A 13,544-nucleotide genomic window follows, 5' to 3' on the forward strand; every position below is an offset into this window, starting at 1 on the left:
CCTGTTCACGTGCCTTCGTGAGGTAAATCACCGCCTGAGCGTTGTTGCGCAGCTTGAGATGAAGCTGGCCGATGTTCCCATACGCACGCAGCCGTTCGACGCCGAGGGCGGGGGATTGTTCCAGTGCAGGCAGGCCGCGCATGCAGTAGGCCAGCGCATCGCGGAGCTGCTCTTTCTGAAAGCCTGCCTCCATCTCATTGCCCGTAGGGGTCTGCAGCAGTTGCGTGAGAAATTGGTCCACCGCGTTCTGCGAGTTCTGCAGGTTTTGATCCGCCACCGCTTTCGCGCTGTGCTCGTTGTCGCGCTCACCTGTCAGCAGATCGATGCGGCTGCTGAGCACATCATTTTCCATCTTATGCACATCATTGATGGTGGCGATGGTGTTCTGCGCCTTGTTCAGATTTCGCTGTGTTTTAAAGGCGTAAACAAAGCACAGCACGAAAATGGTGAGCAGCGCGATTGCCGTGGTCTGCAGTGAGAGCACCTTCTTCGCCTGCTTCTGCCGCTCGCGGACCGTCTGATCACGTGATTCTTCGAGCAAGTAGTCGCTTTCGAGCACCTCAAACTCACGCACAATCTCGCGCATGTCAGCCCAGCGCGCGGCCGGGTTCAAATCCAAGGCTCGTTCGATGATGTTGCGGCGCCGTTCCTCCCACTTGGATTGAGCCGCCTCTGGCCAGTAGATTTTCGGCTGCGCTTTGACGGCGGCCAGCAGCGCATTGCTGTCCACCTGCACTGCCAGTCCAGACGCTGCCTGCTGCCGGGCGCGTTCGACTTCGCTCTCCCACATTTCCGCACCGCGCGGCAGCACGCCATTGAGCAGGCGATACGCCAGCACACCAAAGCTGTACACATCCCACGACGGACCATAGCCGGCGAACACACCATCCGGGTTTTCCGCCTGCTCCGGGCAGAGATGCACAAAATGATCCGTCAGTTCGAGGTGATGAATCCCCCCCACCCATCCCTGCGCGATGTCGGTAAGACGGATCGAAGATTCCGCGTCGTCCTCCAGCAGGATGTTCGACGGCCGCAGGTTGCCATGCGGGATGCCGTGCTTGTGCAGCCAGGACAGTGCATCGGCCACCTCATAGATATGGCGCCAGGCCTGCTCCGGAGGCAGGCCGTTGCAGGCGGCTTCCAGCGTCGGCGTCTGCCATTGACGACGGCCATGGTGGTCCTTCGTCATCACGCCGACCAGTGGCATTACGCAAAAATAGGGCGTTCTGTCAAAACTGTAGCTCTCCACGGGCAGCACACCGCGATGGTGCGGCATCTGCTGCACTGCGCGGAACGCTGTCGCCAGCGCCTTGCGGTTGATCGCCATCGAACTGAACACCTTCACCGCACAGGCTTTGCCGTTGGTTGACACCGCCCGATACACGGCACCACACCGCCCGCTGCCGACCAGGTCCTGCAATTCATGTCCGGCGATTTCAGGCAGACTCATGCGTGCTTCAGGTTTCTCTAGTGGTGGGTGGTTGACTCGGGATGACGCGGAAACTGGAGTGGGGCGACATCGAGGGGTGTGTACGATGGGGGCGGAATGGGAAATCTCAAATCTCAAAATCACGCTTTGTAAAAATCGCGTGCCACACAAGCCAGCGCAGCCATGCTGAATGCACCCTGCATGAAACCTCCGAAGCCAGACCACCGCCAAGAAATCGAGGCGATCTATGCCGAGCTGGAACGCCGTCCGCTGCCCCGTCAGTGTGAGATGCGCACCGGTTGCTGCCACTTCCGGCTCGCAGGTCACACACCCATGCTCACCCGGGGGGAAGCTTTATATGCAGCCCAAGGGGTGCGTGCCAGCGGACGCAAGGCACTCAAACCCCATCCTGACGGGGCCTGCCCTCTGCTGGGTCGTGATGGCCGCTGCGGCATCTATAAAAACCGCCCTTTTGGCTGCCGTACACACTTCTGTGCCGAAGCCGGTGGCATGTATCCACGGAAGCACGTCGCAGATCTCATCCAGCGTCTTGAAGCTCTCGACGAACGTCTCGGCGGCAGCGGCTCCCGTCCGCTCGAATCCGCAGTCAGTGACGCGCTGTCGGAGATGTGACTCAAGGCGCCGCGCAATCACGCGCCAGCTTCTGGCTGGCCTCGGACAGCCTCGTCAGCGCCACAGTTGCCTCTTTACCGTTGGCTGGCAGCTTCAACACCACGTTCTCGCCTTCCAGGCGCACAAAGCCCGCCTTGATCGTTTTGCCTTCGGTACTGGTCCAGCTCATGATCGGTGGCAGCGACTTTTTGGCAGCAACCGGGGCCAGTTTCGGTGCATCCTTGTCAAAACTAGCTCCTTCGCTGATCCATTCCGTGATCTTTTTGATGTCCGTGTCCGAGAGCTGTTCTTGGGGCGGCATATGGTTCTTGCCGTCATTGACGAGAACTTCGAGGAAATGGCTTTCTGAGGGTTTCCCCGGGCGGATCTGCGCCACATCGTTGTCCTTGATGTCCAGCTTGAAGGTCTCCAAGTCATCGAAGACAAAGCCACCTTTCTTTTTCCCAGTTTTCTCACTGTGGCATTCGTAGCAGTTCCTCTCCAGAATGGGCGCGATGTCCTTCTTGAAATCCGCCGCGAAGACGGATGAGGTAGCAAGGAATGGAACGATCAGGGAAAGGCGAAGCAGGGGCATGGGTGGCGTTTTTTGAGCTCTGATAGAACGTGCCACCCTGCTTTTCCTTAGCCAGCATCTTTTTTCCGTGGCATGAGACCCTATGTCTGATCAACGCACCGTCACCGCCGCCGTCGAACTCCTGCCCTTTCTCTTTGAAAGCTGGCCGGACATGAAGCGCACGCGCCTCAAGCAGTGGCTCAAATTTGGCAGCGTCCGCGTGAATGACCACGCCGTCACCCGCCACGACCACAAGCTCAAGTCCGGCGACAAGATCACCATCAAAGTGGAGCGCGCCCCGCGTGCCGACGTGAAGCCCATACCCGCCGGTCTCAGCATCGTCTATGAAGACGAGGCCATCATCGTGCTGAACAAAGGCTCCGGCTGGCTCACCGTGGCCACGGATTCTGGCAGTGGTCGTACAGCCTACGCCGCACTCACCGACCATGTGCGCGGCACCGATGTCCGCAATCGCGTCTGGATCGTGCATCGTCTGGACCGTGACACCTCCGGCCTCATCGTCTTCGCCAAAACCGAGCCCTTCAAACGCATCCTGCAGCAGAACTGGCATCGCTTCGACAAAACCTACCTCGCCATCACCGAAGGCGTCATCAAGCGGGATTCCGGCACCCTGCGCTGCCATCTCAATGAAGAGTTCTCCCTCCGCGTCCGCAGCGTCCCACCGGATGAAGACACCCGCGAGGCCATCACTCATTTCAAAGTTCTCAAGCGCACCCACCACACCACGCTCGTCGAACTGAAGCTCGAAACCGGCCGCCGCCATCAGATCCGCGTCCACCTCTCCGACATGGGCCACCCCATCATCGGCGACAAACCCTACGGAGCCACCACAGATCCCGCCCGCCGTCTGGGCCTTCACTCCAGCGAGCTCCATTTCTTCCACCCTTCGACCGAAGAGAAAATGGACTTTGTTCTACCTCTGCCGGACGCGCTGGCAAAGCTGGTGTGACCTCCGGCTTCAACTCTTCCTTCGTAGCACGAAGAACGGGCCATTACGTTCCCGGACCATACAACGGGGGATCGGGAAAGCGCAAAAGACGATGAAGAGGGCAACGGTGGGCTTCGTATTTTGAAGATCAAATTCAAGTTCATGCCCCGCTGCTCTCATCATAAAATGGAACACCGTATCGGACCGCCAAGGGGCACTGTGGGCATGCGGTCGCTGCTGGCCTGCCTGATTGGGGCTGGAGTGGCAGCCGGAGCACTATGGGGGCAGGATCACGGCAAGGAACAGAATACGCCGCCTCCTAAAGTTTCCCCCGCCGTCGCAAAGACCTCCGCCCCGGCCACAGTCGCCGCTGCGCGGGCACAGGCAAAGCTGCTGCAGGAGGTTTACACCACGACGCTGGAGGCGATGCACCGGCACTACTTCCGAAGAGATGGCGCGGTGCTTCCCGCCCGTGCATTGGAAGATGTTTTTGCAAGCATGGCCAAGCTCTCCGGCAGCAATGCCAACTGGATTGCCGTCAACACCAAGGCGATGAACATCGACCACGAGCCCACCACTTCCTTTGAGAAAAAAGCCGCCGCCGCACTCGCCGCCGGCAAGGAAGATTACGAAGTGGTCACCGAAAGAATGTACCGGCGGGCCACCGTGATTCCACTCCATTCCAACTGTGTCGGCTGTCATACCAAAATGTTCGACGACCCACCCAAAACTCCACGTTTTGCAGGCCTCGTGATCAGCATCTCACTGTCCATGATGGACAAATCAGCCGCAGCCCTCAAAGTGGCTCCATAAGCCACCATCCGCCGCCGCATGCCTTGCACGGCTTCAGCGTTTTTCCCACTTCTGCTTTTCGACCGTCAGATCAATCTCCCAGCGCCCCGTCGCGGCGTTCTTCCGCATGGAGTGTTCGGTGACATTGGCACCCGTGCCAGTCAGTTGCATGCCTTTGGGATCGTCAGGAAATGACCAGCTATGCGTTTTGTCGTTGAACTTGAGCATTCGGTCAAAGTCACCTTTGGAACCTGCTACATAGGTTGCCTGCCCCATCATTGGGCCGGCTTTGACGAGATCCAGTTCTACCCAATATAGCGCGCGACGTCCGAGCAATTCCATTTCGATGCCCACCTCGACCAATTGGGATGCCGAACGAAAGAAGGCGGAGCCGGTTTGGATCTTCCTCTCTTTAATCGGCGCATTGACTGTGTAAGTCACGCCGCCGTTGCCGTCTGTGGTGAGTGTCCTGCCTGCCTGCGGCGCACGAGAATCCTTCTCACTGCCGATGACCATCCGCACGGCCATTCCCGCGAGGGCGCTGCCGTCTTCGCGCACAAAACGGGCTTTTACCTGAATCGGTTCGGCTGCTGCCTGTTGCGGTGATCCCATAAAACAGAAGAGTAGTCCAGTGAGGAAGGTGAGGCTAAGGCTTCGCATGAACTGGATTGAAGCAGAACTCTGACCGAGAAGATAGAGCAACTTTTCCGGCCTGAACTATGGGCGGCGCCTCATTCCTGCAGCGATCAGATTGCAATGGAGGAAACCCCTTTCGTGGCGCGTATGTCGTCACCCATGAAATGTTCCCTTCTTTGTTTCACGGCACTCCTATCGGTGCCGCTGTTGCCCGCAGCGGAGCTTGTTATCGCAGCAGACAAAACCTGCGATTACCAAATCGTCATACCCGACAAAACGGGGGATCAACTGGCGGACGGCTGGCTGCTGCTGGGAGCACGGCTGACGCAGGCGGCGCTGGCGAAAAATGGCTTTGAAGTGCCGATCTCCAGTGAGAGCACCAAGTCCCAGGACAAGCCGGGTCTGTATCTCGGCGCGACTCAGTTCGCCAAGGCTCAGGGGGTCAGTGTGGATCAGCTCCAGGACTGGACTTACTACCAAAAAGTCGTCGGACGCGACGTGATCATCGCCGGTCATGACCGGCGCGATCCCATGCGCGGTGGCGATGGCCGGGAGATACCCGTGGCATTGTTGGGCACGATCAAAGGCGTCTGCGATTTCCTGCGCGAGCACGCAGGCGTGCGCTTTCTTTTCATCAATCATGAACCAGCCCTCTACCCTTCGGAGAGCACGTCAAAGCGTCCCATCAAGGACGACGGCCCGCTCCAGTTCGACACCCGCAGCATCGCCATTCTGCCAGTGGAAAAGATCACGCTGCCGGCGGATCTCGACCTCAAAAAGACGCCACTGATGGTGGCCAGTTATGACAATCCCCAGGAGTCGCTGTTCAAGATCGCGAACAACTTCTTTCCCCGGCTCGGCTCGCTGCAAGGCGGCGAGGTGCGCTGGTATGATGTGCTGCCGACGGAAAAGTACGGCAAAACGCACCCCGAGTACTTCGCCCTAACCAAAGATGGCAGGCGAGCCTGCGAACTGAAGGTCGGCTTCGATCACTACATGCAGTATTGTCCCACCAACCCAGGCGTGCAGGACCTCATGTTTGCGGAGACGGAAAAGCAGATCGCCGCCGGGCACAAGATCATCCACCTCGCCGGGATGGATGCCTACCGCCTTTGCCAGTGCAACTGCGATGACTGCAACAAGCTCTTTGGCAGGAAGGCCATGTCGTGGGAGGAGACACGCGCCCGCGGTGACAGCGGCAAGCTCTGGCAGGCCTTCTTTCGCATCACGGAGCGTGCGCGTGCACAGCATCCTGACGTGCGCTTTGTTGTGCTCAATTACCAGGACACGCCCGTATCTGCCAAGGTCATCCAGCGCTTCCCGGACAACGTCATCGTCAATGTGCAGTTCGCCTCCCAGCGTGACTTTGACCGGCTGGCAGGCGTGGAGTTTCCCGCTGGCATCTGCGGCTTTGAGGAAACCTTCACCGGCTTCGGTCAGGCCGGGCCCTATATTGCCGAACGCACGCCCGAGCACATGGCGGAGGTGGTAAAGACCATCGCGCGCAACAAGGTCAAATGGTCGCACCGGGACGGCGTGATGGGCTATGTGCGCGGCATCCAGGCTCCCGCCTACTATGTTTATGGCCGCATGATGGATGATCCCACTGCCGACTGGCAAAAGCTGATGGACGAGTTTTGTGTGGCGGCGTTCGGCGAGGTGAAAGTGCCGATGGCGGGTTTCTTCGAAGCCCTGCACGCACAGACCGCAATCTACTCCGACTACTTCGGCGTCTTCATGGCCGCGTGGGATCGCAAGTACTCCCGCTCACGCTACCACGACAGCAAATGGCATGTGATGAGCATCTACACCCCGGAGTTTTGTGCCGATGCGGATACGCTGCTCACCCGCGCGGAAGCTGGCACCCAGGACGCCGACGTCCTTGCGCGGCTGCATCTGATCCGCATCGAATTCGATTACGCGCGCCAGCTCTCGCGCATCTTTTACCTCCAGAACGCATGGACCATGAATCCCACCCAGGTGAACCTTGATCCGCTCATGGATGCGATTGACGCATGGCACGCGAGCCTGGAAAAACTTACCGGTGGCCGCGGACGCACCTCCATAAAAGCGCTCAGCGACTGGCCGCAGATGGTGCCGCTGGGCGGTCATCAATACACTCACGTCGCGCTGGAGCACCAAGGCTACCAGCAGCAGTGGGACAAGACCTGCATCAACTGGGACACAGAGGCCATCCGCGCCGGGGTGTTGTCAGACCCGCATGAACTGAAGGTCGCCAGTGTCGAGGCTGAACCCGTGATCGATGCCAAAGCCTGGGAAACCGCGCCAGAGTCATCCTTCCGCCTGCATGACAGCATGCCCTTCGCCAACCTCGCCACACGGATGAAGCTGCTGCGCGACAAAACCCACCTCTACGTCCGCGTCGAAAGTCTGCACCCGCTCAAGCATCCTGAAGACTTCTACCAGCATGCACCAGACACGGACACCTTCACGCAGGAGTACGTCGAACTCGTCATCGCCCCGCCGGACGCTGGCGGCAAAGTGTATCGGTTTGCGGCCAATCCGGTGGCAGGCTCGCGCTACGATGCCGTGTACACACCTGTCAAAAAGAGCCTCAGCGAAGACAAAGCCTGGAACGGCACCTGGCAGTTTCGCTTCGCCGTCACCGGCAAAAAAGGCCAATACACGCTGCCAGACCGCATGTGGACCGCCTGGTTCAAGATCCCTTTCACCGACCTCGGCACCACCCCGCAGCCCGGCGCAATTTGGGGCTTCAATGCCGGTCGTGGCCGCAATGGCCAGAGCCTCCTCTGGCTCGACGCCCTCTCCGGCGTGGCAACGCGGGAGCTCGGGAAGCTGGAGTTTTAAGTGCTTCCACCCTGTAAACGAGGAGGAAATGGACTTCACTTTGCTTCCTGTCAGATGTTTTAAAGAAGGTTACGTAAGGTTATGGTCTGTCATGGTTTAAAGATTTCACATGGTGATGCTTTGCCCCAGGGGCACCGCATTATTTTGCTGTCGAAAGACGCTGGGTTTGGGTGTATAATTTGAGTCCTTTATCAGGCCGTGTGTCTGTTAAAAAAACATCGTTCATTTGAAAGCTGCCAATCCTCCTGCTGCGCCCCGTTTTACATTTACCTCGTCTCAGGCCGCAGCTTTGCCGCTGCTGGGTCTTTGTCGGTGGATGAGGGCGAATATTACTCGGAGTCTTTGTCTCCTTGCTGTGCTCTGTCTCAATATCAGGGTGCAGGCCGCCAATGATCTTTATTGGGACACCAATGGCACCACTGACGGTTCGGGTGCGGCGACCGGAACATGGGGCAGCAGCCTGTTCTGGAACACCGACCCCGCTGGCGTTAACAACACCTTTCAGAGTGCCACCGACGGCACCAACGACCTGCACTTTTCCGCAGGCACCAATGGCACCACCGGGACCATCACCGTTAGCGGCGCGCAGTCTGCCAACGGCCTCTATTTTGAGGAAGGGGCCGTCACCATCAGCGGCGGCACCTCGATCACACTCAGCGATGGCGCTATCATCAACAATACAGCCCCAACCAGTGGCATACCCACGATTTCCACCGCTCTCATCACCACCGGCACTGTCACTCTTACGGGCACTCGTATTTGGTTGAACAACTCCTCCTTTGCTGGCGGCGGCACCCTAAACATCAACACCACCGGCGCCCCCGCTCTGTTGGAAAACAGTGGTGCCTTGAACGGTCTCGCGACCATCAACCTCTACACCGCCGGCCTCGACATCCGGCAAAACACCGGCGGTAACTCCAATTACAACTACGCCGTCGGAACCACGTTGAATTTTGTCAACTCAAGCGCCCTCACCACCAACTTCGCTGACAAAACGGTCAACTGGCTCGGAAACATCACCATCGCCAGCGCGAAAACCGCCACTTTGGGCGCATTGAACGCCACTAGTACTTTAACCTTCAGCGGGAACATTTCCGGTGATGGTGCCGTGACGATCACTGGTCTTGGCGTCACAGTCTTTTCAGGAACGAACACCTATGCAGGAACCACGACAGTCAATGCGTCAAAGCTCCAGATCACGGGTGGTTCTGCCATCGCTGACACAGGGCTCGTCGCCATGAGCACCGGATCATCCACCAACACACTGGATGTTCAGAGCAGCGAAACCATCGGAGCGCTGAGCGGTGGCACGGCGGCTTTCAGCGTGGTGAATCTTGCCGCCGGGCAGGTGCTCACTTTGTCGAGTGGCACCCAGACCTACAGCGGCACCTTCAGCGGCAGTGGCAAGTTGATCGTGGCTGGAGCACAACAAATCCTGGCCACTGCATTCACGCTTGCCGACGTCAGCGTCAGCAGTGGCACTTTGACCCTTGCCGCAGTCAGCACCATCACCAACGGCCTCACTCTCACTGGTGGCACACTGCAAGGTAGCGTGGCCCGTGGCAGCACGCTCACCCTAACGAATGCGATCATAGTCTCCGCCGGTACGCACTCCTTCCTTTCTGCGCAGAGCAATGGCGGCACTTCCGGTACGGCCACCATCAATTTTGGTGGTTCTCTCACGATCAATGCAGGCGGCATCCTGAAGCTGGGCACGCCCGGTGCCAACGCCGCCTACGGCACTGCCAACGGCGCTCTCAGCTTTGGTGCAGCCGCCACCTCAGGCACCAAATTTCAGCTCAACGGCAACAGCTTCACCCTCACCGGATTGAGCACGGACGCCGCCACGCCCGGCACCGCCACTGTGGAAAACGGTTCCACCACCGCCGCGACTCTCACGGTTGCGCTCGCAGCCAGCACCGCCAATACCTATGCAGGCACCTTGCGCAATGGCGGTACGGGCACGCTGGCTCTCACCCTCAATGGCGCAGCAGACTCGGTGCTCACCTTGTCGGGAGTCAACACTTTCACCGGATCCACCACCCTCACATCAGGCAGTCTCGTTCTGGCCAGCAGCCTCGCTTTGCAGGGCAGCACCGTCACCACCGGTGGCACCGGCATCGTCTTCGATTCCTCCGTCGCCAGCCACAGCTTCACCTTCGGCGGTCTCAGCGGCTCCACCGACCTCGCGCTCACCGACAACGCCTCCAATGCCGTGACGCTCACCATCGGCAACAACGGCTCTTCACAAACCTATTCCGGTGTCCTGAGTGGAGCCGGTGCTCTAACCAAGGTGGGCGCAGGAACTCAAACATTCATCACCGCCCAGACTTACACGGGCGCGACGACGGTAAACGGTGGAACACTGAAACTCTACTTTGACACCGGGACACCGACGAGCAACATCATTGCCCCCGGCTCTGAGCTCATTCTCGGCGGCGGCACGTTTTTGCAGCAGCAGAACACGGTGGGACCAAACACCCAAACCCTGAACGGTGTGACCGTCCGCGCGGGATCTTCAGTGGTGAATCAACTCCGCGTGGGGGGCGGTTCCATGCTGCTGACCCTGGGGACAGTCATTCGTGAAACGGGTGGCACCGTCGCTTTCAGCGCCAACGGCGGCGGCGCATCCGGTATCGCCGCCACCGGCACCAATACCACCTCCGGCATCATCGGTGGGTATGCCACTTACCTGACCACCAATGGCGGTGCCAGCCACAGCAACACCACCGACTGGGCCACCTACAGCGGCGGCAAGATCGTCTCCCTCTCCGCTGGCTCTTACAGCAACACCGCCGCCACCACCGCGTCCACCAATCTCGACCTCACCTCCAGCGTCATCCTGAATTCCAATGTCACCGTCGGCAGCATCCGCTTCAACAGCGCCATCACCACCCCCACGCTCACCCTCAACGGCTCTCACATCATTGGCAGCGGCGGCATTCTCGTCACCCCCGCCCTCGCCGGCAACGCCACCCTCATCACCGGTGGCACCCTCACCTCCGGCAACGGCCAGGACATCGTCATCATCCAGAACAACACCACCACGGGCGGTGCCCTCACCGTGGCAGCCACCCTCACCGGTGCAGTCGGCCTCACCAAAAGTGGCGGCGGTCAGTTGATCCTCACCGGCACCAATGACTACACCGGTGCCACCTATCTCAATGGCGGCGTTACCAGCATCAGCAGCAACGCCAACCTGGGGGCCGTCACCACCGGAGCTGCCGTAAACCTCAATGGCGGCACACTCTCCGCCACTGCCTCGGTGACGCTCGACAACGGCGGCATCGCCCAGCGTAACATCACAGTCGGCAGCAACGGTGGCACCTTGGATGTCGCCACCGGCCAGACCTTGACAGTCAGCGGCTCAGTCAGCGGAGATGGTGCCTTGAGCAAGACCGGCGCAGGCACCCTGGTGCTCAGCGGCACCAGTACGGGAACAGGCGTCACCACCGTCACAGCGGGCAATCTTCAAGTGGGTGCCGCCAGCAGCGGCCAGACCGGCACAGGCCAGGTCGTTCTCAATGGCGCAGATTCGGTGCTTTCCGGCACAGGCCAGGTTCAAGGCACCACCACCGTCACTCAGGGAACCGTCCGTCCGGGCGACAATGGCGGCACAGACGTTGGTACCTTGACCACCGCCGATCTCATCTTCACCCCGGTCGCCGCCACCACGGTGATCGAGCTCCAGATCACGGGTTCCAGCCCAGGGTCCACCCTCGCCTCTGACAAAATCCTCATTGGCGGCGCACTCACCTTGAACGGAAGCAGCAACATCGTCGTGAAGGGTGACACCTACATCCCCACCCTCGGCGACACCTTCGTGCTGCTAGACTGGAACACAGTGCTCGACACCGGCACGACTTCCATTTTCAGCACCGGCACCGACAACCGCACCGGGGCTAACATCGGCAACGAGGGAAATCTAGATCTGCCCGACCTCAGCACCTATGGCTTCACCTGGCAAATCCTCGACTTCAGCGGCAGTGGTTCGTTGACCCTGGTCGTCGTTCCTGAACCCGCCCGCGTCTTGCTCCTGCTGCTGGGAATCCTGCCGCTCTATTTGCGCCGTCGGCGGGCTTAAACGGCTGCATTTTCGCCACTCCTCCCGGGTATTGTCCTTGATGTGACGATTCCGCAGGTGAAAAACTGCTTGCCGTCGCAGGGGATGCCGGTAACATCGCGCCCCTTTTGCCGGGCCATTTTGGTCAGGCCAAAGGGTTCAACCCGAAGCCCGTTCGACCGGATCAGCCCTTGTGGCTGAGCGTTTTGCCCCCCCAAAACGTGCGGAAGACAGGCTCCTTCTACCAAATACATGTCAACACAGATCCTCGCCGAACTCGTCGAAGCCGGTGTCCATTTCGGACATCAAACCAAGCGCTGGAACCCCAAGATGAAGAATTTCATCATGGGAACCAAAAACCAGATTCACATTCTCAACATCGAGAAAACCGTCGAGCAGATCGACACCGCTGCTGAATTCCTGGCCGACCTCGCCCGTCGTGGCAAAAAAATCCTTTTCGTCGGCTGCAAACGCCAGGCGCAAGAAGCTGTGAAGCAGGCCTCCGAAGCTTGCGGCCAGTTCTACGTCAACCATCGCTGGCTGGGCGGCACGCTCACCAACATGGAGACGATCAAAAAGAGCATCGCCCGTCTCAACTACCTCGAAGAAATCGAGAGCAAGCCTGAGTTCAAGCTCATGTCCAAGAAGGAACTCGCCAGCCTTAACCGCGAGCGCATCAAACTGGAGCGCAACCTGCGCGGCATCCGTCACATGGGCAAGATCCCTGACGCTGTCGTGATCGTTGACTCCGCCCGCGAGCACATCGCCGTGCATGAGTCCCGCCGTCTGAAGATCCCGATCGTCGCCCTCGTGGACACGAACGCCGACCCGAACATCATCGACTACCCGATCGCCGCCAACGACGACGCCATCCGCTCCATCCGCATCATCCTGCAGAAGCTGATCGACCCCGTCATCACCGCCACCGCCGAAGCCAAGCAGTAACCCATTTCACCCCCACCACCGACACATGGCTGAAATCTCCGCTAAACTCGTCATGACCCTGCGTGAAAAGACCAACGCAGGCATGATGGAATGCAAAAAAGCCCTCACGGAAGCCGCCGGCGACCTTGAGAAAGCTGAAGTCATCCTCCGCAAAAGCGGCACCATCAAGGCCGAGAAGAAGGCCGACCGCCAGACGAAGGAAGGCATCATCGCCTCCTACATCCACATGGCAGGCCGCATCGGCGTGCTCATCGAAGTGAACTGCGAGACCGACTTCGTCGCTCGCAATGAAAACTTCCAGGCCCTCGTGAGGGACATCTCCCTTCACATCGCCGCCTCGAACCCTCGCTATCTCCAGCGCGAAGAAGTCCCAGCGGACCTCGTCGCCAAGGAGCGTGAGATCGGTGCCGAACTGGTCAAAGGCAAGCCCGCGAACATCGTGGACAAAATCGTGGACGGCAAAATGGAGAAATTCTATGCCGACAACTGCCTGCTCGAACAAGCTTTCATCAAAGATCCCGATCTCACCATCGCGAATCTGATCAAAGGCAAGATCACCGAGCTCGGCGAAAACCTCATCGTGCGCCGTTTCGTGCGTTACGCCGTGGGTGAAGATCTCTAATCTTCGCTGCCAACTCAACACTCCCCGAAAGGCGGTCGGCAACGACCGCCTTTTTTCTTGCCCAAGCGACAGGGCAGGGGAGAGACTCACATC

The 13,544-nt window shown here is 59.2% G+C and carries 10 protein-coding genes; 7 read left to right on the top strand and 3 right to left on the bottom strand.

The window, feature by feature from the left end; all coding sequences use genetic code 11:
* The coding region (locus PSV43_RS02595; RefSeq protein WP_300193473.1) for a protein kinase at positions 1–1,450 on the bottom strand (1,450 nt) is incomplete at its 3' end.
* Between the two features lie 180 nt (positions 1,451–1,630).
* Between PSV43_RS02595 and PSV43_RS02600 the strand changes: the two genes are divergently transcribed.
* Positions 1,631–2,062: a YkgJ family cysteine cluster protein gene (locus PSV43_RS02600; RefSeq protein ID WP_300193475.1), complete on the top strand. Its 432-nt coding sequence runs from the start codon at positions 1,631–1,633 to the stop codon at positions 2,060–2,062.
* A gap of 1 nt (position 2,063) precedes the next feature.
* Here the strand turns inward: PSV43_RS02600 and PSV43_RS02605 are convergent, their stop codons facing one another.
* The gene (locus PSV43_RS02605; protein WP_300193477.1) at positions 2,064–2,636 is read right to left on the bottom strand and encodes a c-type cytochrome domain-containing protein; all 573 of its coding nucleotides are present in this window, start codon (positions 2,634–2,636) and stop codon (positions 2,064–2,066) included.
* Positions 2,637–2,718: 82 nt separating this feature from the next.
* On the opposite strand from PSV43_RS02605, the gene PSV43_RS02610 reads away from it, so the two are divergent.
* Positions 2,719–3,585 carry an RluA family pseudouridine synthase gene (locus tag PSV43_RS02610; RefSeq protein WP_300193479.1) on the top strand — a complete coding sequence of 289 codons (867 nt, stop codon included), beginning with the start codon at positions 2,719–2,721 and terminating at the stop codon, positions 3,583–3,585.
* Positions 3,586–3,750: 165 nt separating this feature from the next.
* Positions 3,751–4,377 (top strand): DUF3365 domain-containing protein, encoded by a 627-nt coding sequence (locus PSV43_RS02615; RefSeq protein ID WP_300193481.1) that lies wholly within the window; start codon positions 3,751–3,753, stop codon positions 4,375–4,377.
* 33 nt (positions 4,378–4,410) lie between these two features.
* On the opposite strand, the gene PSV43_RS02620 is transcribed toward PSV43_RS02615, so the two are convergent.
* Positions 4,411–5,016, bottom strand: coding sequence for a hypothetical protein (locus PSV43_RS02620; RefSeq protein ID WP_300193483.1), 606 nt, complete (start codon positions 5,014–5,016; stop codon positions 4,411–4,413).
* 135 nt (positions 5,017–5,151) lie between these two features.
* On the opposite strand from PSV43_RS02620, the gene PSV43_RS02625 reads away from it, so the two are divergent.
* The 4 genes from PSV43_RS02625 to tsf all read left to right on the top strand — a co-directional run bounded on the left by PSV43_RS02625 (position 5,152) and on the right by tsf (position 13,451).
* Positions 5,152–7,821: a DUF4838 domain-containing protein gene (locus PSV43_RS02625; protein WP_300193485.1), complete on the top strand. Its 2,670-nt coding sequence runs from the start codon at positions 5,152–5,154 to the stop codon at positions 7,819–7,821.
* A gap of 355 nt (positions 7,822–8,176) precedes the next feature.
* Positions 8,177–11,905, top strand: coding sequence for an autotransporter-associated beta strand repeat-containing protein (locus PSV43_RS02630; RefSeq protein WP_300193487.1), 3,729 nt, complete (start codon positions 8,177–8,179; stop codon positions 11,903–11,905).
* A 231-nt stretch (positions 11,906–12,136) separates the two neighbouring features.
* Complete coding sequence (gene rpsB, locus PSV43_RS02635) at positions 12,137–12,829, top strand: 30S ribosomal protein S2 (RefSeq protein ID WP_300193489.1); 693 nt, start codon at positions 12,137–12,139, stop codon at positions 12,827–12,829.
* 25 nt (positions 12,830–12,854) lie between these two features.
* The gene (gene tsf / locus PSV43_RS02640) at positions 12,855–13,451 is read left to right on the top strand and encodes a translation elongation factor Ts (RefSeq protein WP_300193491.1); all 597 of its coding nucleotides are present in this window, start codon (positions 12,855–12,857) and stop codon (positions 13,449–13,451) included.
* Positions 13,452–13,544: the final 93 nt, after the last annotated feature.

Source organism: Prosthecobacter sp. (assembly GCF_029946185.1).
Classification (GTDB): Bacteria; Verrucomicrobiota; Verrucomicrobiia; order Verrucomicrobiales; family Verrucomicrobiaceae; genus Prosthecobacter.

Bases quoted from the DNA above. Each gene is read 5' to 3' on its own strand.
- PSV43_RS02620 (WP_300193483.1), bottom strand. From the start codon at position 5,016: ATGCGAAGCCTTAGCCTCACCTTCCTCACTGGACTACTCTTCTGTTTT.
- rpsB (WP_300193489.1), top strand. From the start codon at position 12,137: ATGTCAACACAGATCCTCGCCGAACTCGTCGAAGCCGGTGTCCATTTC.
- PSV43_RS02605 (WP_300193477.1), bottom strand. From the start codon at position 2,636: ATGCCCCTGCTTCGCCTTTCCCTGATCGTTCCATTCCTTGCTACCTCA.
- PSV43_RS02600 (WP_300193475.1), top strand. From the start codon at position 1,631: ATGAAACCTCCGAAGCCAGACCACCGCCAAGAAATCGAGGCGATCTAT.
- PSV43_RS02610 (WP_300193479.1), top strand. From the start codon at position 2,719: ATGTCTGATCAACGCACCGTCACCGCCGCCGTCGAACTCCTGCCCTTT.
- PSV43_RS02615 (WP_300193481.1), top strand. From the start codon at position 3,751: ATGGAACACCGTATCGGACCGCCAAGGGGCACTGTGGGCATGCGGTCG.
- PSV43_RS02625 (WP_300193485.1), top strand. From the start codon at position 5,152: ATGAAATGTTCCCTTCTTTGTTTCACGGCACTCCTATCGGTGCCGCTG.
- tsf (WP_300193491.1), top strand. From the start codon at position 12,855: ATGGCTGAAATCTCCGCTAAACTCGTCATGACCCTGCGTGAAAAGACC.